Raw genomic sequence first — 22,909 nt, 5'->3', positions numbered from 1 at the left:
AAAAAATATGTCACTTACAAAAGCTTTATTGCATTCTATTTTTGGTTATGTTCAGGTTTTAGACCCTCTAACAGGGGCTAAGAATATACCCCTGAATATTTTTCCATTAGCTTGTGGAGATTGCGGGGGATGTATTCTGGAATTGTTGGCTTTAAAAGGAGCTGCTTTTAATTTAAGTTCATATGGGTTTTCACTTGTTCATCATTTAGAAAGTGCTAATGCATTGTTAGTGACAGGTGTTTTAAATCGATCCATGTTACCTTCTTTAGAGCAAAGTTGGGCTACTATGCGAGAACCTAAAGCAATTATTATGCTAGGCGCTTGTGCAAGCAATAAAGGCATTTTTGAAAAAAACTATACCATTTTAAATAAAGCAATTAACACGCATGATTGTATTTTAAATATTGAAGGATGTCCGCCAGCACCCAAAGATATTGTCGAGAGTATAATTAAGTTGCTTCAAAATGGGTCGAATCCTTCTGGTCTTCGTTAGCGTGTTGCTGAAGTTTTTCAGTATCTGCTTTAAGTTGATGAAAGCTACGATAGCTTAAAGGAATGGTGCAAAGATATAAGATACCACTAAAGGCAAGCGTTCCCCATGGATCAGAAACTAATACCGTTGCATAAATTGCAGTTCCAAGAAACACAGGAAGAACATAACGGGTAGGTACTTTAAAATTTTTAAAAGACCATATCGGCACGGTTGAAATAAGTAAGAACGCGGTCAATACAAGAATAGTTATCGTTAACAATGGAGAGTGAGCCACCTCTACCATAAAATTCCATTTTAAGCTGCTTCCTTCAAGGCCCAAAAAAATAGGAAACAAGACTATACCTGCTCCAGCAGGGGCAGGGACGCCAGTAAAAAAACTGCTTGCGTATTTTGGTTTGTCTGTTTTATCTATAGCCGCGTTAAATCGTGCTAGGCGTAAAGCCATGCATACCGCAAACAAAGCACAAGGGACAAAATTATAATTCCCCCCACTTTCTTTTAAAGCCCACAGATATAAAATAAAACTTGGCGCAACACCGAACGATAAAAAATCAGCTAAACTATCCAATTCTGCACCAAAGCGACTGGTGCCTCTTAATAATCTTGCAATACGACCATCAAGACCATCAAAGCAAGCCGCTATCACTATGGCAATAACCGCTTTATCAAATTGTTCATGAATGGCACTCCGTATTCCGATGAAACCTGCGCATAATCCTAGTAATGTTAAAAGATTAGGAACAATTCGATTAAAAGAAATGCCTTTAACTCTAGGTCTAATTTTTTGGCGCAAGTTTTTCTTGTGCATAGCGCGCTGGAATGAAAGCTGCTTTCGTCTAGTATTGAGAGACAATGGTTTCCCCACCTATCATCGTTTGTCCTATTTGGACATCAGGTTCGCTTCCTTCGGGTAAATATAAATCAACTCGTGAGCCAAAACGCACTAAGCCGTAAAGATCACCTGTATTATAGCTCTGATTAATATCCGCATAGCAAACTATGCGTCTTGCAATTATGCCCGCAATTTGTACAACCACAAGTTGTTTTTGATTGGGTAAGGTAATGCATAAAGCATTACGTTCATTCTGCTCTGAAGCTTTATCCAACGAAGCATTGAAAAATTTGCCCTTTATGTAAGATCGTGCCGTAACGGTTCCTTGAGCAGGGATGCGCTGTAAATGAACGTTAAAGACGGAAAGAAATATAGAAATACGGTAAACGGGTACATCGGGCATACCCAAATTAGTGGGGGGGGGTACATATTCTATAGCACAAACGGTTCCGTCAGCAGGAGAAACAATAAGATTAGCTTTCGCTGGAATAACTCTTTTAGGATTTCTAAAAAAATACCAACAAGCCCCAAAGAAGAATATTCCTAATTTGCCGATAGAGCGGGTAAAGCGCCAGGGCAAGCCATAGCCTATAAGTGCTAAAATACCACCCAAAAGTAAAAATGGATAACTGGCGGCATGAGGTTTGTTTATGCTAGATCGAATTGTTTTTAAAAGGGACATTAAAAATAACCTTATATAAGCTTAGGGGGTATTAAAGGATTTCTGTGAGTGGAAATCGATTTTGATAATTCACTTTGTAATATATAATTTTTTTTCAAAGGAGCCATAGTTATAGGGGCGAAAAGATTTTTTTCTATTTCGATTAAATGATAGCCACCCAAAAATGGTACGAAAAAAAGACCTATAAAATCTAAGGATCGGTTTATGCATAGCGATAAGCGATTCATAAGTTGTGGTGGGAAATATAATACACGTTCATAATAACTTATACGAAATAAATGTTGGGTAAGTAATCTATTTATTTTTTGCATAAGAAATGTATTTCTAAATCGTAGTGCTAGATTATCAATTAAAGACCACCAACCTAATCGATTAGGTATGAGAAACATCATCTTACCATGATCGCAAAGTGTTTTCCAACAGGATCGCAAGAGGGCTTGAAATTGATATTTATTGATTTTTGTATCGTGTAAATAAACAATTCGATCCATGCTGCATTCTTGAAAAGGAAAGTTGTTTGGTGACAGATAACAGGTTTTTTTTACAAAATAAGGACTTTCCGAAGACAAAGGGTCGTATAAAAACTGACCGTGTACATAATTGGCTGGGTACCACATTGTTTGTGGGACTAAGTAATTTCCATGTCCAAGCGTTAAAAGGGACAAACCGTAGAGATCTGGCCAAATTTGGCTTAACCTATATTGAAGGTAAGTGGCGATACCACGTTTAGGGTACCGTACGTCCTTCAAAAAGAATTGCAGATCGAAAGTCATGTCGACTCGTTCCTAGTCATCTCGTGTTATAATTTTTAGAATATCAAAAAAATGAGGAAAAACCATGTCTATTATTATTGAACCTATTCCATTTTATGAGACAAATTATGCTTGGCTAGTGGTGGGGAAAACAAATAAAGCTATTGTAATTGATCCTGGGGATGCAAATCCTATCATGAAAACGTTAAATGAAAAAAAACTGCTTTTGCAAGTCATTTTAATTACTCATTTTCATAACGATCATATTGGTGGCGTTCGCACGTTAAAAAATACATTTGGTTGTCAAGTGATTGGTCCCTTAAAAGAAGCCGACAAAATAGGTGTGTTAGACGTTAAAGTTGGTGATAAAGATTTATTAGATTTTGATGGTTTGGGTTTGGGTCAGGCAGAAGTAATTTGTACACCAGGTCATACTTTAGGATCAATTTGTTATTATCTCCCTAAATTTCGTATGTTGTTTACAGGGGATACAGTATTCAGTTTAGGGTGCGGTCGTTTGTTTGAAGGTACCTACCTTCAAATGTTTAATAGTTTACAGAAATTAGCCAGCTATCCCGATGATACAAACATTTATTGCGCACACGAATACACATTAGATAACGGTAGATTTGCAGAAACCTTGCCTACAAGAAATGATCTTTTAAAAGAAAGAATGGCCGAAGTTATCTATGAAAGGCAAAATAATCGCCCCACGTTACCCATTTCATTGAGTGTTGAGAAACAAACGAATCCTTTTTTAATGGCAAAAACTCTTGAACTTTTTACAGCCTTACGAAAAGCAAAAGATCATTTTTGATAATGAGAAAGAAATTCTAATATCGCTCTATTTTGAAAAAAAAAATTAGAGGAACAATTCCCAAATAGGGTTCCCCTTCTTTAAAGGAAAAAGGTAACGTTAAATGAGAGGGAATGGGTAAGCGTAAAAGATTTTCTTTGAGTTTTGTACAGCATTTTATTACCGCTATATTTTGTTTTACAAATTGATCCACTCCAGAAATATACAGGGGAAGATCACCTGTAGCAGAATTAAATTTTCCATCATTAAAATATAATGTCCCATTCATTTTGAAGGCGAGGGTTGCAAGTTGAAATGAAAAATCCTGTAGCAAAATTTTAACAGTTTTGTAGGGAGCGGGTACATTTTCGATTGAATCATACGGTGTGTTTTCATTTTTGATATAAAAAGCAAAATGAAGAGTATCAATTTGGTTTAATGACTCATAAGGAGATTGGATGAATATGGAAGCTATCGAACCCTTAGCTGAAAAAAAACTGCTTTTTGAATTTTTATGCTTCTCCAAAAAAAGCTCGCTGCGCAAATCTTTTAAACTGAATGGCATAAAAGAGGAATAAAGGGGTGAAGGAACTGAAAAATCTATAGCAGGGCTGGTTATTTTTATCCTTACATCATGCTTGAATATAGCATAAAAGAACGTGATTTTAAATGTAGGGCTAAAAAATTGAAAACACTGACTTTCCTTGGTAATTAGGCAAACAGATTGGTTGCTTTTAATGGTCATAGTAAATGTTAATGGGTGAAGAAAAGAGGAAGAAAGAATTGCTTTCGAACTTTTCCAATGTATAGGAGAAGAATTGCTTTGATCAAAAAATATGAGTTTGGGATCAATAATTTTTTTCTTAATCAGCGGAAACCAGGACAAATTTTCAATGGCGGAATAGTGGAAAGAAAAGGATTGATTTTGGGTGTGTTGGTGTTGATGGTAAATCCATTTATTTATTTGGTAATTCGAAAAGGTCCATAGTAAAATATAAAGGCTTAGCAGGCAAATGAAGAGAAGCATTGCCATGAAAAAAAACAATTTTTGAGTCAATGTTTTCTCCTAGACGATACATAAATGAGATAAATAGATCCGAACGTTATAGGTTTATGAGCAAGGGTTTAAAATTTAGACCAGCAATCTTCAATATATTGCATAACGTGCTTACGATTTTCGACAGTAAAACTTGGTTTATGAACTATTATATGAATGGTTCCAGGGTATTTTAAAAAAGAACGTTTGGGCCAGTATATTCCTGAATTGGTACTAACAGGGGTAATAGGTAGTTTTAATTGGCTTGCAACCGCGACGGCTCCAGAATGCAATTTTACTTTTTGGCCTATTTTTGTTCGTGTCCCCTCAGGAAAAATGATAATTTGTCTGGAATCGTTTATAGCGTTTCGGCATTGCTGGGTTAAATGTTTTAATGCTTTTATTCCCCCTTTTCTATCCAGGGGGATCATTCCCGATAACAACAACATGGGACCGACCAACGGTATTCGGGTCAATTCTTGCTTCATAACGTAAGCAGGCCGTTTAAGTAGATTCATCCACACTAAGGTATCGTAGGCTGATTGATGCTGAGAGGCGATAATAAACGGCCGATCATTAAGTAGATGTTCTTGTCCATGAAGTTGCAAAGAAATATGGCAGATTTTTTCAAGGCCAAGTAACGTGAGATGCGCCCAATATTTTGCATAGGCTAAGGCGTGTTGTTTTGCAAAAAAACGTAAAGGGAAAGCAAGCACACCCATAATCAGCGTTAATAAGAAGAAATAGATTGCAAATGCAGTAGAGCGTATAATCACCATGGCGTTACTTCTTTATATACGTTATCAATACAATAAGGTTGTTAATGGACGGTATGTATTAGGCCGACGTAGGCCATAAGAAATTTGTTATATTCGATGAATAATGTACGTATAAAAATAAACTTAAAAAAATTATTAGATTTATCGTTTCTTATAACATAAGGATAAAGGGTTATAGCGTTTAATTGACTTTTAAGCTCGATTAATGCTCTCCTCATATGGTAATTTGATGTGACAACAATTAAAGAATTAAGATGATGTTCGTTTGCCCATGAGGCTGTTTCAAATGCATTTCCTAATGTTGAAGTGGCGTTGTATCCTAATGTAATTTTATTTCGAATTAATGGGGATATTTTGTGGGGCAAATACGATTCTAAATTTGCTAAAGTAGTTTTTGATCGAACACCGGAAATTAAAAGGAATTCTCCATAATTTGCCCCTAAAAGATTTATGGCAGCGTCCACTCTTCCGGTTCCACCTGTTAAAACCACGATTCCGCCTGCTTTATGCAAAGGAGGGGTATAAATAAACACATCGGTAACAAAAACAACAAACCCTATCAACCAAAAGCAAGAGAGGCTTAATAAAAGTTTAAAAATTAAAATTGGGGCGTTACTACGTTTTTTTTCCATGTTACGATAATTGTCTCAACCAATAAAATACAATTATTGTCGTACTCGTCCAGCCTATAACGTAATTACATATAGGTAGAAAAGTAAGTAAACCCAATAAGGAATATGGCAGTATAGAAAAAAAATATAACCAGCTTTGTTCGAGTAATTGTTGTCCGTTTGGATTGCTGCTAAAAGGCAAACAAATATAAATAAAAAACAAAATAAATGGTAAGGAACACAGTGATCCGATTAAACCTCCGACCAGAGCGAGAAAAGCATTTCGTTTGGCAAATCTTGTGCAAATATATGGATCACTTGCCCCCATATTATGCAGAATTTCTATAGTTTGTTTGCATTGAATTAATCCCGTTTTGGTAGAAAGAGCAATTACCGAGCCAGCAATTAAAAATACAAGCATAAGCGATAATAAAGAGCATGTTTGTAGGCTATCGGCTAAACTATTCAGACGTTGTTCCCAAAAATTATTTTTTTCAATCACTATGTCTGGAACGAGTTCTTTAATTTTTTCTTCAAATTTTATAGATAGAGTATTGCCTTTTTTAAGATGAATTTCAATAATTTCAGGGAGTGGCAACGCAAGCTTTTGAATATCTTCATGTAACCAAGGAAAGAGAAGAGAGTTGATTTCCTCAGGGGTTAAATGATGAAAGCTTTCCAATTCAGACGAAGAAGAAAGAACAGAGATGACAGAGTTAATTTTTTCTTGCAATAGGTTGCCATTTGTCAATTCACCAGGATGGTTAAAGATAGGGAACGTTTCCATATTGGGAAGGATTTGTAAAATAAGGGTAGACGTTGCCCCTTTACTCCAACGTTGTGCTAATTGATGGCTGGCATAGGCGCCGGATAATGTCAGTGCGGCTAAAAAAGTCATCGCCGCAATTAATGGAATAAGAAGTCGCCCTGGTAATGCAAGGGTTAGTTTTAAGCCGTCCGAATTGCGATGGTTAACACGCATTCTCTGCCCACAGTTTGCCTTGCTCTAAATGCAGATGAAAAGCATTATATTGCTTTATAAGGGCTTCGTTGTGCGTTGCAATAATAATGGTACACCCTAATTCATTTAAATCGTAAAACAGATCCATTAAACGCTTGACTTGAAATTCGTCCAAGGCGTTCGTGGGTTCATCGGCTAGGAGCAAACTTGGACGGTGAACAATAGCTCTCGCTATGGCAACCCGTTGCTGTTCCCCACCAGAAAGGTTATTTGGTAAGTTTGTTTGTTTCTTTTTTAATCCCATCCAGTCCACAATTCGATTTGTCCATTTTTGTATAGTACCATCCTCTTCATGTTGTAGTCTAAGTGGCAGTGCAATATTGTCATAAATAGTCAAATTGGGCATAAGTTTGTAGTTTTGATAAACAATACCAATTTTTCGTTTTAATAAACACCGTGCTTTTCTTTTCATTTTATTGGTATTAACGTCTAAAATGGTCAGATCCCCAGAGGAAGGTTTTATTTCCAAGTGTAACATTTTGAGTAAGGTGGATTTCCCTGCACCAGAAGAACCCGTTAGCCAGCAAAAAGCCCCTTGAGGGAGTGTAAAACAAGCATTTTCCAAAATAGGAAAATGGTTATCGTACGTAAAATTAATATGATCAAGTTTTATCATTTTTTATTGTTGTGAGGATTAAAATAAGTTAAAAACTGATCGTTTCACATAAAGAAAATTAGAAGTTGATTAATTTTTATACCCAAAAAAACTGGTAAGCGTTGCGCTCAAAGCAGCTAACGCCAGCAAAAGAATTCCCCAAAATATCAAGGTAGAAGCACTTAAAGTATACCCTGAAAAATTTATAGAAGTGGGTATCAAGTTGGATCCGTTAGTCACGATGTCCCTGATTTGAGGATCAGCATTGTCGGTTAAATGCATCATAGAATGGAGCAAAGTGGGTATAAATTTCCAAACTAGCCCAATAATGAGCAGCATTGGTGCAAAGATTTCGGCGACTTGTTGTAAAAAATAAAAGATAAAATAGCTTATAGCCGAAAGTGCCGTACGGATTAATGTATTAGGGGATTTTTTGTTTTGAAAGGATAGTTGGTTAGGTGCTTGTTCTGGAGTTAGGCGTCCTTCGGTTCTTAATGAATTTATTTGCATTTTACGAAACTGTCCTTTGATTTATTGGCTTACTCAGGGATCAATTTTAATTTCTTATAGAGTATACAAATAATTTAAAAGGTTAAACTAGGATTTTGTGTTAATTAAAAATTAATTTATAAGAAAAAAGACCCGTTTGGTTTACAAACTTACCTATTTTTAACTTGGTTTTTAATAAAGAAACTCTATTTGTAAGTCTAATACTTAAATTAATTATTTTATAAAAATTCAAAATCCATTAAAAACAAAGTCGGACTATGCTGATGCGTAAAAGAGGAGGACGGGTATGGAAACCCTACCAGCGATATTGGTTGTGGATAATAACCCGATCATTTTACAAGAAATAGAAATCATATTAGGGAAAAATTATAGCGTATATAAAACGGAATCACCCTACGTTGCCTTAGATTTAATTAAAAAAGGCAATCGTTTTTCTGCAATATTGTATAATTATTGTATGCCTTCTATGTCAGGTAATATTTTCTTTGGGAGAGTAAGGAATATTACGGTCGCTACTCGTATTCTTTTGGCTGCAAACACGCGCACCGATTATTTGATTTCTGCTTTAAACCAAGGAGGTATATCTTTTTTTATTGCAAAACCCCTTGACCCTTTATCGGTTTGTGAGGTTGTTGAAAGAGCAGTTTTGCGTTCGGAATATAGAAGGCAACTTCGTCACGAGCAATTGCTTTTGAAAGGATTGTTGGATCATCTTCCTTATGGAGTAGCCTTTAAAGACGAGCAAGGTAAATTTACACGTATGAACGAATTGGCGGCTTCACGTCGCGGTCGTTCGGTTGAAGAATGTTTAGGCAAAACAGAAGAAGAAATTGAGCCCTCATTTAAGCCTGAAGAGCTAAAACAATTTCAAAATCGATTGCTCAAAGAAGAATGTTTTGTGGCAACTTTAGAAGTTCCAAGCAATGAAATTAATTCGCCCTCTCGTTGGTTTTTAATTACTCGATTACTTTTAGGTAGAGCAAGAGGGGAAATAACTAGACCTTCTGTAATTATGGAATTGGATATTAGCGATCAAAAAAATTGGGAAGCAAAGCTCCAGCAAGCAGAGAAACTTCATGCGTTGGGCACAATGGCCGGTAGCATTGCCCATGATTTTAATAATTTATTGACTACAATTTCTGGATCAATTGAGTTATGCGCAGCGTTTTTACTTAAATCTGATCCCAAGTCGGAATTCAAAAAGGAATATATTGAACGTTTACTTGAAAATGCTTTGTCCGCCTCTCAAAAAGGTTCATTGATGACAGAACGTTTGCTTAGTTTTAGTCGTCGTAAAAAAATGTCTATTCAAAACGTAGATATTTTCAAGGTTATCAAAGATTATCAAGATTTGTTGTCGCAAACGTTGTCAATGCGATTGTATTCTCGACGAAATGAGATAGAATGTGTAACACGTAAACCTCAATTAACGTTAGCGATAGCAGACTATAAAGGAAAAAAAACATTTGTTAAAACGGATCCCTCTCAATTAGAATTGGCCATAATGAATTTGTGTATTAATTCCGTTGACGCTATGCCTGAAGGTGGAGAGATTAAGATTACGTTTAAAAATGTGAAAATTGACGATAGAAACGATCTAAAGCATCTTGAAAAGGGCTGGTATGTTGTTGTGACCGTTAAAGATAATGGTCAAGGAATGTCAACTGAAATTATTGACCATATTTTCGAACCTTTTTTTACGACCAAAGAAGTGGGTTGGGGTACAGGGCTAGGATTGGCTATGGTTTACGGTTTTGCACAGCAATCGGGCGGGGATGTTTTGGTCAAAAGTCAGCTGGGTCAGGGTACTGCCATAAGTATCTATTTGCCTGCTTTCTCGCAAAAAAATTGTTTGGATAGTACTAAATAAAAGGCAAATGACATTTGTTTTTTTGAAGTTTAGTAAGTTTTGTTGAAAATGAACTTAGAAAAGGGATATTTTTTTAAGTTTTGGCGCCTGCTATCCAAAACGTTACTATAATTTTGCCACTATTATGTTGATTTCTTTAGCTGTTCTCAAGAAAATAATAAGGAGTATTTGTTGGTTTTGGATATTAGAATATGGCCATAGTGAATAGCAGTATTTTCTTTACCGTTAAAAAGGGTTATCATGGTTGAAGAAAAAAAGGATCACAAGAAATTAATATTGGTCGTTGAAGACGATTCAGTTTTGCGGCCGTTACTCGTTGAATTGCTTAACGAAATGGAGTTCAAGGTTATGGTTGCCGCAGATGGTAAGGTTGCCTTAACTTTTCTAGAAGAAATAAGCCAAAAAAGAGATAATATCGATTTGCTCTTAACCGATATAGGGTTGCCGGGCATTAATGGCAATGATCTGGCAAAAAAAGCAAGAAAGCTGTGGCCTGGCTTGTCGATTTTATTTATGACGGGTTATGCACACGGTGTTGGCAATTTACCTACGGATGATAATATTAAGCTCATTACGAAACCTTTTTCTTTGGGTATGCTAACCAAAAGGGTTAAAGAGTTAACAGTTAATCCCTAGATAACTTTAGAAGGTATTTATTCATTTATGAATCAGCAACAGTTTAATTCCTATGATCCTATACAGTGGCATGGGACCACCATTTTGTGTGTGCGTCGCGACGGTCAAGTAGCGATGGCGGGGGATGGGCAAGTTACATTAGGAAATACAGTAATAAAAGGGAATGCAAAAAAAGTTAGAAAAATCGGCTTAAACGGACAAATTCTTGCTGGCTTTGCAGGGGCTACTGCCGATGCTTTTACTTTGTTAGAACGATTAGAAAAAAAGTTAGAACGCTATCCCAATCAACTTGAAAGAGCATGTGTTGAATTGGCACAGGATTGGCGTACGGATCGTTATTTGCGCAGATTAGAGGCAATGATGCTCGTAGCAAATCAAGCGCACTCATTCACACTGACAGGAAATGGCGATGTATTAGAGCCAGAAGATGGTGTTCTTGCCATTGGTTCGGGGGGCAATTATGCGATGGCTGCTGCAAGGGCACTGTTAACAGTCGAGGGATTAACCTCTGAAGAAATAGCTAAACGTGCCATGAAAATTGCTGCAGATATTTGTATCTATACGAACACTTCTCTTGTCGTCGAAACTTTATTAGTCAAGGGCTAACACCAATGGACATTCCTACTTATTCCCCCAAAAAAATCGTTACGGAACTTGATCGTTATATTGTAGGGCAAGCAGAAGCAAAACGTGCAGTTGCCATTGCGTTACGTAATCGCTGGAGACGTGCAAAATTACCGGATGGTATACGCGAAGAAGTGGTGCCGAAAAATATTTTAATGATCGGTCCGACAGGGTGTGGAAAAACGGAAATAGCCCGACGATTGGCTCGTCTTTCTCAAGCTCCTTTTTTAAAAGTCGAGGCGACTAAATTCACGGAAGTGGGTTATGTTGGTAGAGACGTTGAAAGCATCATTAGAGATTTAGTTGAAACTTCCTTATCGATGCTTCGTGATGTAAAACGCCGTGATGTTCAGGAAAAAGCAAATGAAGCGGCAAAACAACGGTTAATTACTGCCTTGGTCGGTGAAGGGGCTTCGGCGGAAACGCGCAATAAATTTTCACAAATGCTTTCGGAAGGGCAATTGGAAGATAAGGAGATTGAAATTAGTTTATCCGATGCTTCGTCATCTCCTATTGGGCAAATAGATATTCCTGGTATGCCGCCAGCGCAGGTTATTAATTTTACGGACATGATGAAAGGATTTATGAATAGAGCTGAAAAATCCAAGCACATGACCGTATCAAAGGCCCGAGAAGCGCTAATACGGGAAGAATCAGATAAATTGCTGGATAATGACATGCTTGTAAGAGAAGCCATTCATAGAACACAAAATCATGGTATTGTGTTTTTAGATGAGATTGATAAAGTGTGTGCTCGTTCCTTTGAAGGTGGTGGGCGTGGGGGTGCTGACATTTCACGTGAGGGTGTTCAAAGAGATTTACTTCCATTGATTGAAGGGACGACCGTTTCAACAAAATATGGAGCGGTAAAAACAGATCATATTTTATTTATTGCTTCTGGTGCTTTTCATCTTGCTAAACCCGCCGATCTTTTGCCAGAGTTACAAGGAAGATTGCCTATTCGTGTAGAACTGTCCCCTTTAACCAAAGAAGATATGCGAAGAATACTGACAGAGCCAGAGCATTCTTTACTCAAACAATATGTGTCGTTAATGGCTACTGAAGGGGTTGTATTGCATTTAAATGAAGAAGCAATCGATGAAATAGCTCAATTAACCACGGATATTAATGAACGTGTCGAAAACATAGGTGCGCGAAGATTAGCGACCGTAATGGAAAAATTATTAGAAGAAGTTTCTTTTACTGCTTCCGAACGTTCGGGTGAAACTATAGAAATTACAGCAGAGGATGTAAGAAAAAATGTTGGCTCCTTGGCTAATAAAGGCGATTTAAGTCGTTTTATTTTATAATTTTGCCTTAAAGGTCGATAATGAATCCCGCTTTTATCAAGCCTGCTACGAATACATCTTCTGAAGCAATTGAAACGATCCGTGAAGAATTGGACTTATTTGACGATTGGGTACAGCGTTATCGTTATCTTATTGATCTTGGAAAAAAATTACCTGATTTTCCACTAGAGTGGCAACAAGACCAATACCGCGTCCTGGGTTGTCAAAGTCAGGTTTGGTTAAATTATCATTTTCAGGAGGGATGCCTGTTTTTTGCAGGCAATTCGGATGCTGCTATTGTTAGAGGCTTAATTTTTCTGATATTGCGTATTTATTCTGGCCGATCCATCAAAGAAATTTTAAATATTGATCCAAGGTTTGTAAAAGACCTTGGATTGTCTGGCGCATTATCAGCAAACCGAAGCAATGGTATTGCTTCAATGATCCAGTATATGCAAACGATTGCTACTAAGTATAAATTTAACACAAATAAACTGTAGCAATAAGTCAAACGCGCCAGCGTGACTTCTATTTGTCTACGTTAGAAAATGAGATTGTAAGGATAAGCAAAAAATATAATTTTTTGAGAAATTAAAACGAGGTTTAAATGAAAAGAACAGTTGGTGATTTCTTATTGGATCGATTAGCGCAAGTGGGTGTAAAAAATATTTTTGGCGTTCCAGGGGACTACAATCTACAATTTCTTCAGCAAATTGAAAAAAGACAAGATATACAATTTGTCGGCACTCGAAACGAATTAAATGGTGCCTATGCGGCAGATGGTTATGCCCGATTGAATGGAATTGCCGCGATTGTGACGACCTACGGTGTGGGCGATTTAAGTGCAATAAATGGAATTGCGGGGGCTTTTGCAGAGTATGTTCCTGTTATTTTTATCACTGGTGCGCCCCCATTAAACAGTGTATATCGCCATCGTTTATTGCATCATACGACCGCCGAAGGTAATTTCGAAGATATAATGGATTGTTATCGACCTTTTACCGTTGCACAAGCAAGAATAACGCCTCAAAATGCAGTGGAAGAAATTGATCGCGTTTTTCGGGCTTGCTTTCGTGAAAAAAGGCCTGTTTATTTACAACTCCCTTCTGATATTAGCTTTTTTGAAATTGATGTCTACAATCAAGTTTTGTCCTTACGTCATCAAACGAGTGACGTGCAACAACTAGAATCGTTATTGCAACATATAATAAAAAAGTTGCGCAAAGCTGAAAATCCAGCGGCTTTGCTTGGTATGGCCCTTGATCGCTTTGAGCTTGATAAATTGATACAATTGACTGTTGAAAATCTTAATATTCCCTTTGCAACCTTATCAGCAGCGCAGTGTGTGTTGGATGGTGATCATGCGCACTGGATTGGGGGGTATAGTGGTTGTTCATCTTCAGAAAGTGTAAAACGTGTTATTGAAAAGTCGGATTGTTTGTTTGGGTTAAATGTTAAATTTATAGATAGCAACTCAGGCTATTTTACTCAAAAAATACCTGATGATATGATTAATATTCAGCCTTTTCGGACCATTATTGGTCACGATATTTTTGAAGGCGTGTCCGCAATAGAATTGCTGGGTCATTTGGCTACGATGAAGCCTGTAAAAAAGTATAAAATTTCAAAAAATGTAATACAAAAAAATACAAAAGATTGGGCTATTAAGCCGAAAAAAAAATTAATTCAAGAGCGTTTTTGGAAGAGAACGGAGAAATTTATTAAATCAAATGATGTGATTGTTGCTGAAGCGGGAACCTCAATGCGTGGGGTAAAGATTATGGATATGCCTTCAAAAATCACCATAATCAGTCAACCCCTTTGGTTATCGATAGGGTATTCTTTGCCTGCGCTTTTTGGTTCGTTGATGGCCAACTCTACTCGAAGACACGTTTTATTTATTGGCGACGGATCGTTTCAACTGACCGCACAAGAAGTTGCTTCTCTTTTTTTATATGATCTTAAACCTATTTTATTTCTCATTAACAATAAAGGTTATACGATAGAACGAGCGATTATGGGACTTCATGCGGGTTATAATAATATACCCCTTTGGGATTATAAAAAATTTTTTGAATCCGGAGGAGGAAATAAAAGCTTTTTTGCTAAAAAAGTTGAAACTGAAGGGGAATTAAATGATGCGTTATTGGAAATTGATCGGCATACCGATACATTGTGTTTAATCGAAGTTATGCTGGAGCCTCTAGATATTCCAAAAGCAATGCAAGAATCTGCGGATATGGTTGCTGCGTTTAACTATGGACCTAGAGGTTTGGAAGAGCTAAAGGATAAAAAATGATTGTAACGCCATATAAGGCTAGTAAGGTTTCTTTACTAGCCCACTGTAAGTTACATGCCGTTATCAATCAAATAGTTTTAATTTGTTCCGGAACTTCGATATCAATTTCTAAAGTCGAAAAGTCATTTCCACGATCAACTTTAACCTGAATTTTGTCTTGATCAATGGAAATATGTTTTTGGATGACTTCCATTATTTCTTTTTCTAACCTTTGTAACAAATCAGAGTTGGTTGTCGTTGTGGAAGAACGTTCGTGTGCAAGGAGGATTTGCAATCGATCCTTAGCCACAGGGGCGCTGTTTCTTTTTGTGAAAAAATTAGAAAAGAAACTCATGAGCGGCTCCTTCCAAGTAACCAGCTGATAAACCCTTTTTTATCTGAAGGTACAATAATGTCTAGTTTTTCACCTTGAAGTCTTTGTACAGCCTCATTATAGGCCTTTGCTACATTCGAATGGGGGCAGCATAAGGTAATCGGAGAGCCCAAATTGGATGCTTTGAGCACCTCTTCACTTTCAGGAATAATTCCGATAAGCGGTATGGAAAGAATATCCAATATATCATCTGTATTAAGCATATCACCTCGTGCAGCACGGTCCGCCGCATAACGGGTAATCAAGAGATGCTTAGGAATTTTATCACCTTGCAAAGCTTTCTGAGTCGTACTATCCAAGATACCTATAATGCGATCGCTGTCTCGTACCGAGGAAACTTCTGGATTTGTAATAATAATGGCTTCGTCAGCAAAGTGCATCGCCATTTTAGCCCCCCGCTCAATACCAGCGGGGCTATCACAAATAATCCAGTCGAATTTTTCTTTTAATTCGTTGATGACTTTTTGAACGCCTTCTTCGGTTAAGGCATCTTTATCTCGAGTTTGAGAAGCGGCGAGAATAAAAAGATTTTCGAGCCTTTTATCTTTTATTAACGCTTGAGGAAGGCTAGCTTCACCATGAATGACGTTGACAAAATCGAACACAACGCGTCTTTCAGAACCCATGACAAGGTCAAGGTTTCTTAACCCTACGTCAAAGTCAACGACAACAACTTTTTGACCGGCTTGTGCCAAGGCTGCTCCGATTGCCGCGGTTGAAGTTGTTTTACCAACACCTCCTTTTCCTGAAGTGATGACGACGACTTTTGCCATATTCTTTCCTTTTAATCCTCAACAGTTTTAAATTATTTGTACCGCACTTTAAATATAAATCTATTCGCAAACTAGTCTAGTATAATTTGTTATCAAGATTTCATTTTCATGAGCGGCGCTACTGTCATAACGTTTTGATCCAAATAAACTTGTGCAGGTTTTAATATCAAGTTTTCTGGTATTTCTTCAGCGGTCATATAGTACCCATCAATAGCCATAAGTTCGGCTTCAAGTTGGTATGCAAAAATTCTTGCCTTGGGTTGTCCATTGATACCGGCAATGGCTCTACCTCTTAATGCACCATAAACGTGAATTGATCCACCAGCAACAATTTCAGATCCAGAAGAAACGGAATTGGTAATAATAACGTCCCCTTCTGGGAAAAAAATACTTTGACCTGATCGCACGGGTTCTTCGATAATGTGGTAGGGTGCAGTCGGAGGCTTTGGTTTGGTTTTATCAAGTATGTGTATAGGATCAACGGTTTTACCGTTACTAAAAATTCCTAATTTTGGCCAGGTTTGAATAGCGTTACAAACCGTAGATATGTTTTCAATTGATATAATCTGAATATTTCTAGTCATTAGCTCATTGTACAGATCGCTCAATCCTTCTTCAGTTTCTGAAACGCGTTCTAAATTTAGTATGATGGGTTTCCCTAAAAAAAATGAAGCGGAACGTTGTATCTGTTTATCTAAACTTTTCAACCAAGCTTCCAACGGAGCTTCGGGGGATAATACTAATGCCAAAAAAGATCGCCCCAGTATACGTATTTGCAATTGGTTTTTAGAGGGTTTTGCCACGAATTATCGTTCCTATAGTGTTTTGGACAAAATATGCAAAAGTTAATTTATCTTGTTTTTACGGTAGTGAATATTAAAAAAATTTGTTTTTAATAAAAATAAAAACGTTGTAACTTAATCTCAATAGCTTACACTTAATATCCTTCCTGCGATAAATTTTTTCCTAAAAATTTGCTCAATTTTAATTTTGTAGACACTTGATGTAAGTTTAGATAAAAGCGTGTTACTAATGGTTTTTATACTATAATTTACCTCATCTTGACGAGTAAAATTGAGTTTTGATATGCAAGTGGTTGGAATTATATGCGCAAATTGTTTCATCAACCTCTTTGTCCATTCTGTCGAAAAGTTCGTTTGGTTATGTCCGAAAAACGTTTATCTTTCGAACTCATTACCGAGACAGTATGGAAAAAAAGGCCTGAATTTCTTTTGTTAAATGCAGCTGGTACTGTACCTGTATTGGTGGAGGAGACCGGATTAACTATTCCAGATTCATATGCGATTTGTGAATATTTAGAAGAAGCCTATCCGGACACAATGTTAATGGGAAGAACTTTAGCCGAGCGGGTGGAGGTAAGACGGATAGTTGCTTGGTTTGATGATAAATTTAATCGAGAAGTAACACGGAATTTACTCTACGAAAAAATATTTAAACGATTTTTTATGAATAGTAATCCAAGCGCCCAATCTATACGAATGGGATATCAGCAAATTAAATTTCATCTCAATTATTTATCAGAACTTGTTGATAAAAGATCCTGGCTTACGGGCAACCATTTATCTTTAGCAGATTTCGCTGCTGCTGCTCATGTTTCAGCTTTGGATTATATTGGGGACATACAATGGGAAAAATACCCTGCCGTTAGGGAATGGTATGCTCGATTAAAGTCTAGGCCAAGTTTTCGCGCCTTGCTGAGTGATCGAATAAGTGGGTTGGTGCCTCCAAAGTATTATTCTGATTTAGATTTTTAATGTAATGTTTTGAATATCAAGATGAAAACCAAACCGACTGTGATGCAAGTACTTCCTACCTTAGGTACAGGAGGGGTAGAGCGGGGTACTGTCGACATGGCAAAAGCTATTGTTAGATGTAATGGCGTTGCTCTTGTCGTGAGTTCGGGTGGAGAGGCATGGAAAGAAATATTAAAAAAATCGGGTATTATCCATATTACTCTACCTTTGAATTCAAAAAATCCATTTAAAATTTGGAAAAATCAATTTGTATTAAAGAAAATTATTACCACTTTTAAAGTGGACATTGTTCATGCTCGCTCGCGAGCGCCTGCTTGGTCGTGTTGGTTTGCCTGTAAAAAAACACAGACCAGCTTTATAACCACGTGGCATGGGGTTTATAATGAAAATTTTCAACTTAAACGCTGCTATAATCAGGTGATGGCAAAAGGTCATCGGGTTATAGCTATCAGTCATTTTATTGCCAAACGATTACGAGATCGTTACCATGTAGATCGCTCACGTTTGAGAATAATTCCCAGAAGTGTTGATACACATATTTTTAATGTTAATCATTCCATTGGGGAACGCGTTGGCAAATTGGCCTTTCAATGGAATATACCGGAAGATAAAAAAATTATCATGTTGCCTGCTCGATTGAGTGCATGGAAGGGGCACGAACTTTTATTACGTGCGTTCGCACGAATTTGTAATCCAGAATCATGGGTTTGTGTTTTTGTTGGACCTGAAAAGCCTAAACAAAATCTATCCAAACAGTTACGAAAAATAGCAGCAACATTAAATATAATGGACCGTGTTTATTTTGTGGGGGACTGCCAAGATATGCCTGCAGCTTTTGCCTTGGCAAATATTGTGGTTATTCCCTCTTTGAAACCGGAACCTTTTGGTCGTGTTGTTATCGAAGCGCAAGCAATGGGCAAACCTGTATTAGTTGCCAATCACGGGGGAGCTTGTGAAACCGTTACGCATGAACAAACAGGGTTCGTTTTTGAGGCAGGCAATTTATCTTCTTTGTCTTATGTTCTCAATGCGCTTACGGAAATGTCTGAAAATGATTTGCAATGGATAGGGCGCCGCGCACAGGAGATGGTTAAAGAAAAATATGACGTTAAGCTTATGCAACGGGCAACCCTTAAGGTGTATAATGAAGTTTTAACGCAAGAAAAACAGTTTGATTTGCATGCATTTGAGTAAAAAAATATTAATTATACGTCTTGGTGCTTTGGGAGATTTTATTCAGAGTTTTTTTGCCTTCGCCGCCATAAGACAGCATCACACGTCAGATCATATTACTTTATTAACGACAAAACCTTTTGTTGAGCTTGGTCATAATAGCCCTTGGTTTGACCGTGTTTTAATTGATGAACGTCCTCATTTTTTCAATTTAATTGGAAATTTAAAATTAGCACAGAATCTTAGTGGATATGACTTTGTATATGATCTACAAACTTCGAAGCGTTCTACGAGATATTTTAAATTGGCTGGAAAGCCAAAATGGTCTGGTATTGCTCGGAATGCTTCGCATCAACATAGTAATCCTAAGCGCAATGAGATGCATACCATTGATCGCCAAAGAGATCAGTTGCGACAAACGGGCATAACGCGTTTCCCCGCGCCCGAAGTGAATTGGCTAATACGTCAGTTCCCAGGCATAAAGGACCTTAAACGTTATGCGGTTCTTGTACCAGGGTGCTCAAAGAAACGTCCAGAAAAACGTTGGCCTATTGAATCCTACGCTGAAATTGCTAATCTATGTATTCATAATAATATAACTCCAGTAGTAGTGGGTGGATATGAAGAGCGTAGCTTAGTTGCTGTGCTTCAAAGTAAATGCCCAGAGGTAGTCAATTTAGTGGGTAAAACGTCTATATTTAATTTAGCAGCCGTCTTTGCGGACGCTTTGTTTGCTTTGGGCAATGATACGGGCCCCATGCATATTGCCGCTATAGTAGGGTGTCCGAGCATTGTATTATTTTCTTCCTCCAGTGATCCTTTGTTAACAGCTCCTAGAGGAAAAAATGTAAAAATTATTACTCAACCTATTTTAAAAGATCTAACTGTAAAAAAAGTTGCCCGCGAATTAAAGTGGGTTCATTAACATTTATAAAAGATTGAAATTGTGTTGTTTTGGAGAATTCAATTATGCCTTCTATAACTCTGCCTGATGGTTCTGTTCGTTATTTTGATGAACCTGTTTCAGGCTTATCAATTGCACAATCCATTGGGGCAGGGTTGGCACGTGCAGTATTAGCAATGAAGCTCGATGATACCTTGGTTGATTTACAGACAATGGTTGATCATGATGCAGCCGTTCGATTTATTACTCGTAAAGACGATGAGGCGTTAGACCTTATTCGGCATGATGCAGCGCATGTACTGGCACAAGCGGTTAAAGAACTTTATCCAGACACACAGGTAACGATTGGTCCAACCATTGAAAATGGGTTTTACTATGATTTTGCTCGTAATGAACCTTTTAAACTGGAGGATTTACCGGCAATTGAACAGCGTATGCATGAAATTATTGCCCGAGATGAGCCGTTGGTTCGTGAAATTATCCCAAGAAATGAAGCCATTGCTTATTTTTTAGAGATTGGGGAAACATACAAAGCAGAATTAATACGCGATTTACCCGAAACGGAGCGCATCTCAGTTTATAAACAAGGTCAGTGGTCGGATCTTTGTCGGGGGCCTCATTTGCGTTCGACCGGCGACGTTGGAAATGCTTTCAAATTGACCAAAGTTGCAGGCGCGTATTGGAGAGGCGACTCCAAAAGGGCAATGCTTTCTCGCATTTATGGAACGGCGTGGCGGGATAAAAAAGAGTTGAATAGTTATTTGACTCAACAAGAAGAGGCCGTCAGGAGGGATCACAGGCGTATTGGTAAAGAGATGGATCTTTTTCATTTACAAGATGAAGCCGTGGGTTCTATCTTTTGGCATCCAAAAGGCTGGCAAATTTACCAAGTTTTGCAAAATTATATTCAACGGATACAAAAAAATTATGGGTATGTTGAAGTTCGTACACCTCAGCTTGTGGATCGTTCTTTATGGGAAGCTTCAGGACATTGGGAAAAATTTAGAGAAAATATGTTTATTGCTTCGGTAGAGGATGAAGATCGTACCTATGCCTTAAAACCAATGAATTGTCCGTGTCATATCCAAATTTTTAATAATGTACTACGTTCGTACCGTGAATTGCCTTTACGAATGGCTGAGTTTGGAGCATGTAACCGCTACGAACCTTCTGGAGCCCTTCATGGGATTATGCGTGTGCGTTCTTTTGTCCAAGATGATGCGCATATTTTTTGCACGCAGGAGCAAATTACTTCTGAAACAGCGTTGTTTGTTCGTATGTTGTCCGAAGTCTATAAAGACTTAGGTTTTGAAAATTTTCGAATTAAATTCTCTGATAGACCGGACGTTCGGGCTGGAGACGATCAAACATGGGACAAAGCTGAAAATAGTTTAAAAGAAGCTTGCCATCAAGTAGGCGTTGCGTTTGAGTTAAATAAAGGTGAAGGCGCTTTTTATGGACCTAAGCTTGAATTTGTATTAAGGGATGCGATTGGCAGAGATTGGCAATGCGGTACATTGCAAGTAGACTATGTTTTGCCTGAACGTTTAAAGGCTTCCTATATTGGTGAAGATAGTGCAAGGCACAGACCTGTTATGCTCCATCGTGCTATTGTTGGATCTTTTGAACGATTTATTGGTATTCTTATTGAACAACACGCGGGCCATTTCCCTTTATGGCTAGCACCCGTTCAAATTGTTATTGCAACAATTGTGAATGATGTTGAGGACTATGCACAAGGAATTGCGGAATCGTTGATTGCCCAGGGATTAAGGGTTGAATTGGATACGCGGAATGAAAAAATTAACGCTAAAATAAGAGAACATAGCTTGCAGCATGTGCCTATTATTATGGTTATTGGTCGCAAGGAAGCAGAAGAGGGCAACGTAGCCCTAAGACGACTAGGGAAAGGAAATGTTCAAGAAATTTTACCGAGTGAACAGGCTATTGAAATCCTTAAAAATGAAGCTTTGCCCCCTGATACTGGACGCGCTAGAGTGGCCACTTATAAAACAAATCTTCGATGTGAAAGCTAGATTCAATTGAAAAAATAGGTTATAATATTCTCTGGATTATGTAACATTTATCTTTAGAAAGAAAATATCACCCATTTCATGTATGTTTACGGTTATATAAAGCTAACTTACGTTAATAGGTTAATTCTTTCTAGAGTTGAAGTTTAGAAGGAAACTTAACCATAGTAAAAACACCGATACCCCCCACGACAAACCGTGAAGGTCCGCTTGTTGATGAGGAAATCCGCGCCCCTCAAGTTAGACTTGTTGGAGCAGATGGCGAAATGTTAGGCATTGTTGCAACGCGTGAAGCTTTGAAAATGGCTCATGCGGTGGGCTTGAATCTTTTGGAGGTAAGTCCGAACGCTGATCCTCCCGTTGCTAAAATTCTTGATAATGGTAAGTTCAAATATGAGCAACAGAAAAAAAAGAACGAAGCTCGAAAAAAACAAAAAGTAATCGATATTAAAGAAATTAAGATTCGCCCCAATATTGATCAGAACGATTACCAGGTGAAATTAAATGCCGCAAAGCGTTTTATTGGCGCTGGCGACAAAGTAAAAATAACGCTGCGTTTTCGTGGTAGAGAGATGGCTCATCAAGAGTTGGGTATCCAGTTGTTAGAGCGTTTTCGAATTGATATGGAATCTGAAACCAAAGTTGAACAATTGCCGAAGTTAGAAAATCGGCAAATGATTATGGTATTAGCACCTAAATAACTATTAAAAAGGTATGCGTCGCATACCTTTTTAATAGAGAAATTTCTTCTATTTATTTTGGATACAAATTTTCAATGAGATGGAATTGCGCTGCTTGTGCAGAACGAAGTAGATTCTATTTGCATTATATTAAAGTAACAATTTTTTTTAAGTAATTTACTCATTTAGCCACGTTAAAAAAACCTTTTAAATTTTTGTAGTTACCAACAGATAAAACAGAATGAGAATTTAAAAAAAATATAAAGAAAATAAATTAATTTTTACAAATAATTGTAATTTTATTTTAAATTTTTGATTTACAAAAAAAGATACAAACGATTTTTATGGTTCGATTGGTTCGATTGGTTCGATT

Annotated in this window: 25 protein-coding genes; 13 read left to right on the top strand and 12 right to left on the bottom strand. The window is 37.4% G+C overall.

What is annotated here, in order from left to right; genetic code table 11:
* The first annotated feature begins 7 nt into the window (after positions 1 to 7).
* Positions 8 to 493 (top strand): NADH-quinone oxidoreductase subunit B, encoded by a 486-nt coding sequence (locus AABE15_RS01020; RefSeq protein ID WP_338329419.1) that lies wholly within the window; start codon positions 8 to 10, stop codon positions 491 to 493.
* Here AABE15_RS01020 and pssA read toward each other — a convergent pair.
* The 3 genes from pssA to AABE15_RS01005 are packed head-to-tail and all read right to left on the bottom strand — an operon-like array spanning position 450 to position 2,780.
* Entirely contained in the window at positions 450 to 1,358 is a 909-nt protein-coding gene (gene pssA / locus AABE15_RS01015) for a CDP-diacylglycerol--serine O-phosphatidyltransferase (RefSeq protein ID WP_408870235.1), read from the bottom strand. The two genes, AABE15_RS01020 and pssA, sit on opposite strands and share 44 nt — an antisense overlap.
* Entirely contained in the window at positions 1,330 to 2,007 is a 678-nt protein-coding gene (locus AABE15_RS01010; protein WP_338329418.1) for a phosphatidylserine decarboxylase, read from the bottom strand. The genes pssA and AABE15_RS01010 overlap by 29 nt, the downstream gene beginning before the upstream one ends.
* Positions 2,008 to 2,018: 11 nt before the next feature.
* Positions 2,019 to 2,780: a hypothetical protein gene (locus AABE15_RS01005; protein WP_338329417.1), complete on the bottom strand. Its 762-nt coding sequence runs from the start codon at positions 2,778 to 2,780 to the stop codon at positions 2,019 to 2,021.
* Positions 2,781 to 2,844: 64 nt separating this feature from the next.
* Between AABE15_RS01005 and gloB the strand changes: the two genes are divergently transcribed.
* The gene (gene gloB / locus AABE15_RS01000) at positions 2,845 to 3,576 is read left to right on the top strand and encodes a hydroxyacylglutathione hydrolase (protein WP_338329416.1); all 732 of its coding nucleotides are present in this window, start codon (positions 2,845 to 2,847) and stop codon (positions 3,574 to 3,576) included.
* Between the two features lie 16 nt (positions 3,577 to 3,592).
* Here gloB and AABE15_RS00995 read toward each other — a convergent pair whose 3' ends face one another.
* The 6 genes from AABE15_RS00995 to AABE15_RS00970 form a co-directional block, all read right to left on the bottom strand.
* Positions 3,593 to 4,612 (bottom strand): hypothetical protein, encoded by a 1,020-nt coding sequence (locus AABE15_RS00995; protein WP_338329415.1) that lies wholly within the window; start codon positions 4,610 to 4,612, stop codon positions 3,593 to 3,595.
* A 68-nt stretch (positions 4,613 to 4,680) separates the two neighbouring features.
* Entirely contained in the window at positions 4,681 to 5,370 is a 690-nt protein-coding gene (locus AABE15_RS00990) for a lysophospholipid acyltransferase family protein (protein ID WP_338329414.1), read from the bottom strand.
* 41 nt (positions 5,371 to 5,411) lie between these two features.
* A complete protein-coding gene (locus AABE15_RS00985; protein ID WP_338329413.1) occupies positions 5,412 to 6,002 on the bottom strand; it encodes a YdcF family protein in 591 nt (196 codons plus the stop codon).
* A 1-nt stretch (position 6,003) separates the two neighbouring features.
* Positions 6,004 to 6,963 carry a hypothetical protein gene (locus tag AABE15_RS00980; protein WP_338329412.1) on the bottom strand — a complete coding sequence of 320 codons (960 nt, stop codon included), beginning with the start codon at positions 6,961 to 6,963 and terminating at the stop codon, positions 6,004 to 6,006.
* Positions 6,953 to 7,618, bottom strand: a complete 666-nt coding sequence (locus AABE15_RS00975; RefSeq protein WP_338329411.1) for an ATP-binding cassette domain-containing protein — start codon at positions 7,616 to 7,618, stop codon at positions 6,953 to 6,955. The genes AABE15_RS00980 and AABE15_RS00975 overlap by 11 nt, the downstream gene beginning before the upstream one ends.
* 69 nt (positions 7,619 to 7,687) lie before the next feature.
* Positions 7,688 to 8,107 carry a hypothetical protein gene (locus AABE15_RS00970; RefSeq protein ID WP_338329410.1) on the bottom strand — a complete coding sequence of 140 codons (420 nt, stop codon included), beginning with the start codon at positions 8,105 to 8,107 and terminating at the stop codon, positions 7,688 to 7,690.
* A 286-nt stretch (positions 8,108 to 8,393) separates the two neighbouring features.
* On the opposite strand from AABE15_RS00970, the gene AABE15_RS00965 reads away from it, so the two are divergent.
* From AABE15_RS00965 to AABE15_RS00940, 6 genes are all read left to right on the top strand, one after another.
* Positions 8,394 to 9,977, top strand: a complete 1,584-nt coding sequence (locus AABE15_RS00965; protein WP_338329409.1) for an ATP-binding protein — start codon at positions 8,394 to 8,396, stop codon at positions 9,975 to 9,977.
* Between the two features lie 240 nt (positions 9,978 to 10,217).
* Positions 10,218 to 10,613, top strand: coding sequence for a response regulator (locus AABE15_RS00960; protein WP_338329408.1), 396 nt, complete (start codon positions 10,218 to 10,220; stop codon positions 10,611 to 10,613).
* A gap of 27 nt (positions 10,614 to 10,640) precedes the next feature.
* Positions 10,641 to 11,219 (top strand): ATP-dependent protease subunit HslV, encoded by a 579-nt coding sequence (gene hslV / locus AABE15_RS00955; protein ID WP_338329407.1) that lies wholly within the window; start codon positions 10,641 to 10,643, stop codon positions 11,217 to 11,219.
* A gap of 5 nt (positions 11,220 to 11,224) precedes the next feature.
* Entirely contained in the window at positions 11,225 to 12,547 is a 1,323-nt protein-coding gene (gene hslU / locus AABE15_RS00950; protein ID WP_338329406.1) for an ATP-dependent protease ATPase subunit HslU, read from the top strand.
* 20 nt (positions 12,548 to 12,567) lie between these two features.
* The gene (locus tag AABE15_RS00945; RefSeq protein ID WP_338329405.1) at positions 12,568 to 13,026 is read left to right on the top strand and encodes a SufE family protein; all 459 of its coding nucleotides are present in this window, start codon (positions 12,568 to 12,570) and stop codon (positions 13,024 to 13,026) included.
* Positions 13,027 to 13,133: 107 nt separating this feature from the next.
* Positions 13,134 to 14,825: a thiamine pyrophosphate-binding protein gene (locus AABE15_RS00940; RefSeq protein WP_338329404.1), complete on the top strand. Its 1,692-nt coding sequence runs from the start codon at positions 13,134 to 13,136 to the stop codon at positions 14,823 to 14,825.
* A 67-nt stretch (positions 14,826 to 14,892) separates the two neighbouring features.
* Here AABE15_RS00940 and minE read toward each other — a convergent pair whose 3' ends face one another.
* From minE to minC, 3 genes are all read right to left on the bottom strand, one after another.
* Complete coding sequence (minE, locus tag AABE15_RS00935; RefSeq protein WP_338329403.1) at positions 14,893 to 15,159, bottom strand: cell division topological specificity factor MinE; 267 nt, start codon at positions 15,157 to 15,159, stop codon at positions 14,893 to 14,895.
* Complete coding sequence (gene minD, locus AABE15_RS00930; RefSeq protein WP_338329402.1) at positions 15,156 to 15,971, bottom strand: septum site-determining protein MinD; 816 nt, start codon at positions 15,969 to 15,971, stop codon at positions 15,156 to 15,158. Before minD ends, minE begins: the two co-directional genes overlap by 4 nt.
* Before the next feature lie 92 nt (positions 15,972 to 16,063).
* Complete coding sequence (gene minC, locus AABE15_RS00925) at positions 16,064 to 16,774, bottom strand: septum site-determining protein MinC (RefSeq protein WP_338329401.1); 711 nt, start codon at positions 16,772 to 16,774, stop codon at positions 16,064 to 16,066.
* Positions 16,775 to 17,077: 303 nt separating this feature from the next.
* Here minC and AABE15_RS00920 point away from each other — a divergent pair, with 303 nt between their 5' ends.
* From AABE15_RS00920 to infC, 5 genes are all read left to right on the top strand, one after another.
* Positions 17,078 to 17,746 carry a glutathione S-transferase family protein gene (locus tag AABE15_RS00920; protein ID WP_338329400.1) on the top strand — a complete coding sequence of 223 codons (669 nt, stop codon included), beginning with the start codon at positions 17,078 to 17,080 and terminating at the stop codon, positions 17,744 to 17,746.
* Positions 17,747 to 17,767: 21 nt separating this feature from the next.
* Entirely contained in the window at positions 17,768 to 18,940 is a 1,173-nt protein-coding gene (locus AABE15_RS00915) for a glycosyltransferase family 4 protein (protein ID WP_338329399.1), read from the top strand.
* Positions 18,927 to 19,844, top strand: coding sequence for a glycosyltransferase family 9 protein (locus AABE15_RS00910; protein WP_338329398.1), 918 nt, complete (start codon positions 18,927 to 18,929; stop codon positions 19,842 to 19,844). The genes AABE15_RS00915 and AABE15_RS00910 overlap by 14 nt, the downstream gene beginning before the upstream one ends.
* 44 nt (positions 19,845 to 19,888) lie before the next feature.
* Entirely contained in the window at positions 19,889 to 21,859 is a 1,971-nt protein-coding gene (thrS, locus tag AABE15_RS00905) for a threonine--tRNA ligase (protein ID WP_338329397.1), read from the top strand.
* A 176-nt stretch (positions 21,860 to 22,035) separates the two neighbouring features.
* Positions 22,036 to 22,557, top strand: a complete 522-nt coding sequence (gene infC / locus AABE15_RS00900; protein ID WP_408870237.1) for a translation initiation factor IF-3 — start codon at positions 22,036 to 22,038, stop codon at positions 22,555 to 22,557.
* Positions 22,558 to 22,909: the final 352 nt, after the last annotated feature.

The sequence above is a fragment of the Commensalibacter sp. Nvir genome (genome assembly GCF_963921845.1).
Lineage (GTDB): Bacteria > Pseudomonadota > Alphaproteobacteria > Acetobacterales > Acetobacteraceae > Commensalibacter.
This window is presented reverse-complemented; position numbering and strand designations above follow the sequence as displayed.

Coding starts and splice junctions, on each gene's coding strand:
- AABE15_RS01020 (WP_338329419.1), top strand. CDS start 8: ATGTCACTTACAAAAGCTTTATTGCATTCTATTTTTGGTTATGTTCAG.
- AABE15_RS01010 (WP_338329418.1), bottom strand. CDS start 2,007: ATGTCCCTTTTAAAAACAATTCGATCTAGCATAAACAAACCTCATGCC.
- AABE15_RS01005 (WP_338329417.1), bottom strand. CDS start 2,780: ATGACTTTCGATCTGCAATTCTTTTTGAAGGACGTACGGTACCCTAAA.
- gloB (WP_338329416.1), top strand. CDS start 2,845: ATGTCTATTATTATTGAACCTATTCCATTTTATGAGACAAATTATGCT.
- AABE15_RS00990 (WP_338329414.1), bottom strand. CDS start 5,370: ATGGTGATTATACGCTCTACTGCATTTGCAATCTATTTCTTCTTATTA.
- AABE15_RS00985 (WP_338329413.1), bottom strand. CDS start 6,002: ATGGAAAAAAAACGTAGTAACGCCCCAATTTTAATTTTTAAACTTTTA.
- AABE15_RS00980 (WP_338329412.1), bottom strand. CDS start 6,963: ATGCGTGTTAACCATCGCAATTCGGACGGCTTAAAACTAACCCTTGCA.
- AABE15_RS00975 (WP_338329411.1), bottom strand. CDS start 7,618: ATGATAAAACTTGATCATATTAATTTTACGTACGATAACCATTTTCCT.
- AABE15_RS00970 (WP_338329410.1), bottom strand. CDS start 8,107: ATGCAAATAAATTCATTAAGAACCGAAGGACGCCTAACTCCAGAACAA.
- AABE15_RS00965 (WP_338329409.1), top strand. CDS start 8,394: ATGGAAACCCTACCAGCGATATTGGTTGTGGATAATAACCCGATCATT.
- AABE15_RS00960 (WP_338329408.1), top strand. CDS start 10,218: ATGGTTGAAGAAAAAAAGGATCACAAGAAATTAATATTGGTCGTTGAA.
- hslV (WP_338329407.1), top strand. CDS start 10,641: ATGAATCAGCAACAGTTTAATTCCTATGATCCTATACAGTGGCATGGG.
- hslU (WP_338329406.1), top strand. CDS start 11,225: ATGGACATTCCTACTTATTCCCCCAAAAAAATCGTTACGGAACTTGAT.
- AABE15_RS00945 (WP_338329405.1), top strand. CDS start 12,568: ATGAATCCCGCTTTTATCAAGCCTGCTACGAATACATCTTCTGAAGCA.
- AABE15_RS00940 (WP_338329404.1), top strand. CDS start 13,134: ATGAAAAGAACAGTTGGTGATTTCTTATTGGATCGATTAGCGCAAGTG.
- minE (WP_338329403.1), bottom strand. CDS start 15,159: ATGAGTTTCTTTTCTAATTTTTTCACAAAAAGAAACAGCGCCCCTGTG.
- minD (WP_338329402.1), bottom strand. CDS start 15,971: ATGGCAAAAGTCGTCGTCATCACTTCAGGAAAAGGAGGTGTTGGTAAA.
- AABE15_RS00920 (WP_338329400.1), top strand. CDS start 17,078: ATGCGCAAATTGTTTCATCAACCTCTTTGTCCATTCTGTCGAAAAGTT.
- AABE15_RS00915 (WP_338329399.1), top strand. CDS start 17,768: ATGAAAACCAAACCGACTGTGATGCAAGTACTTCCTACCTTAGGTACA.
- AABE15_RS00910 (WP_338329398.1), top strand. CDS start 18,927: ATGCATTTGAGTAAAAAAATATTAATTATACGTCTTGGTGCTTTGGGA.
- thrS (WP_338329397.1), top strand. CDS start 19,889: ATGCCTTCTATAACTCTGCCTGATGGTTCTGTTCGTTATTTTGATGAA.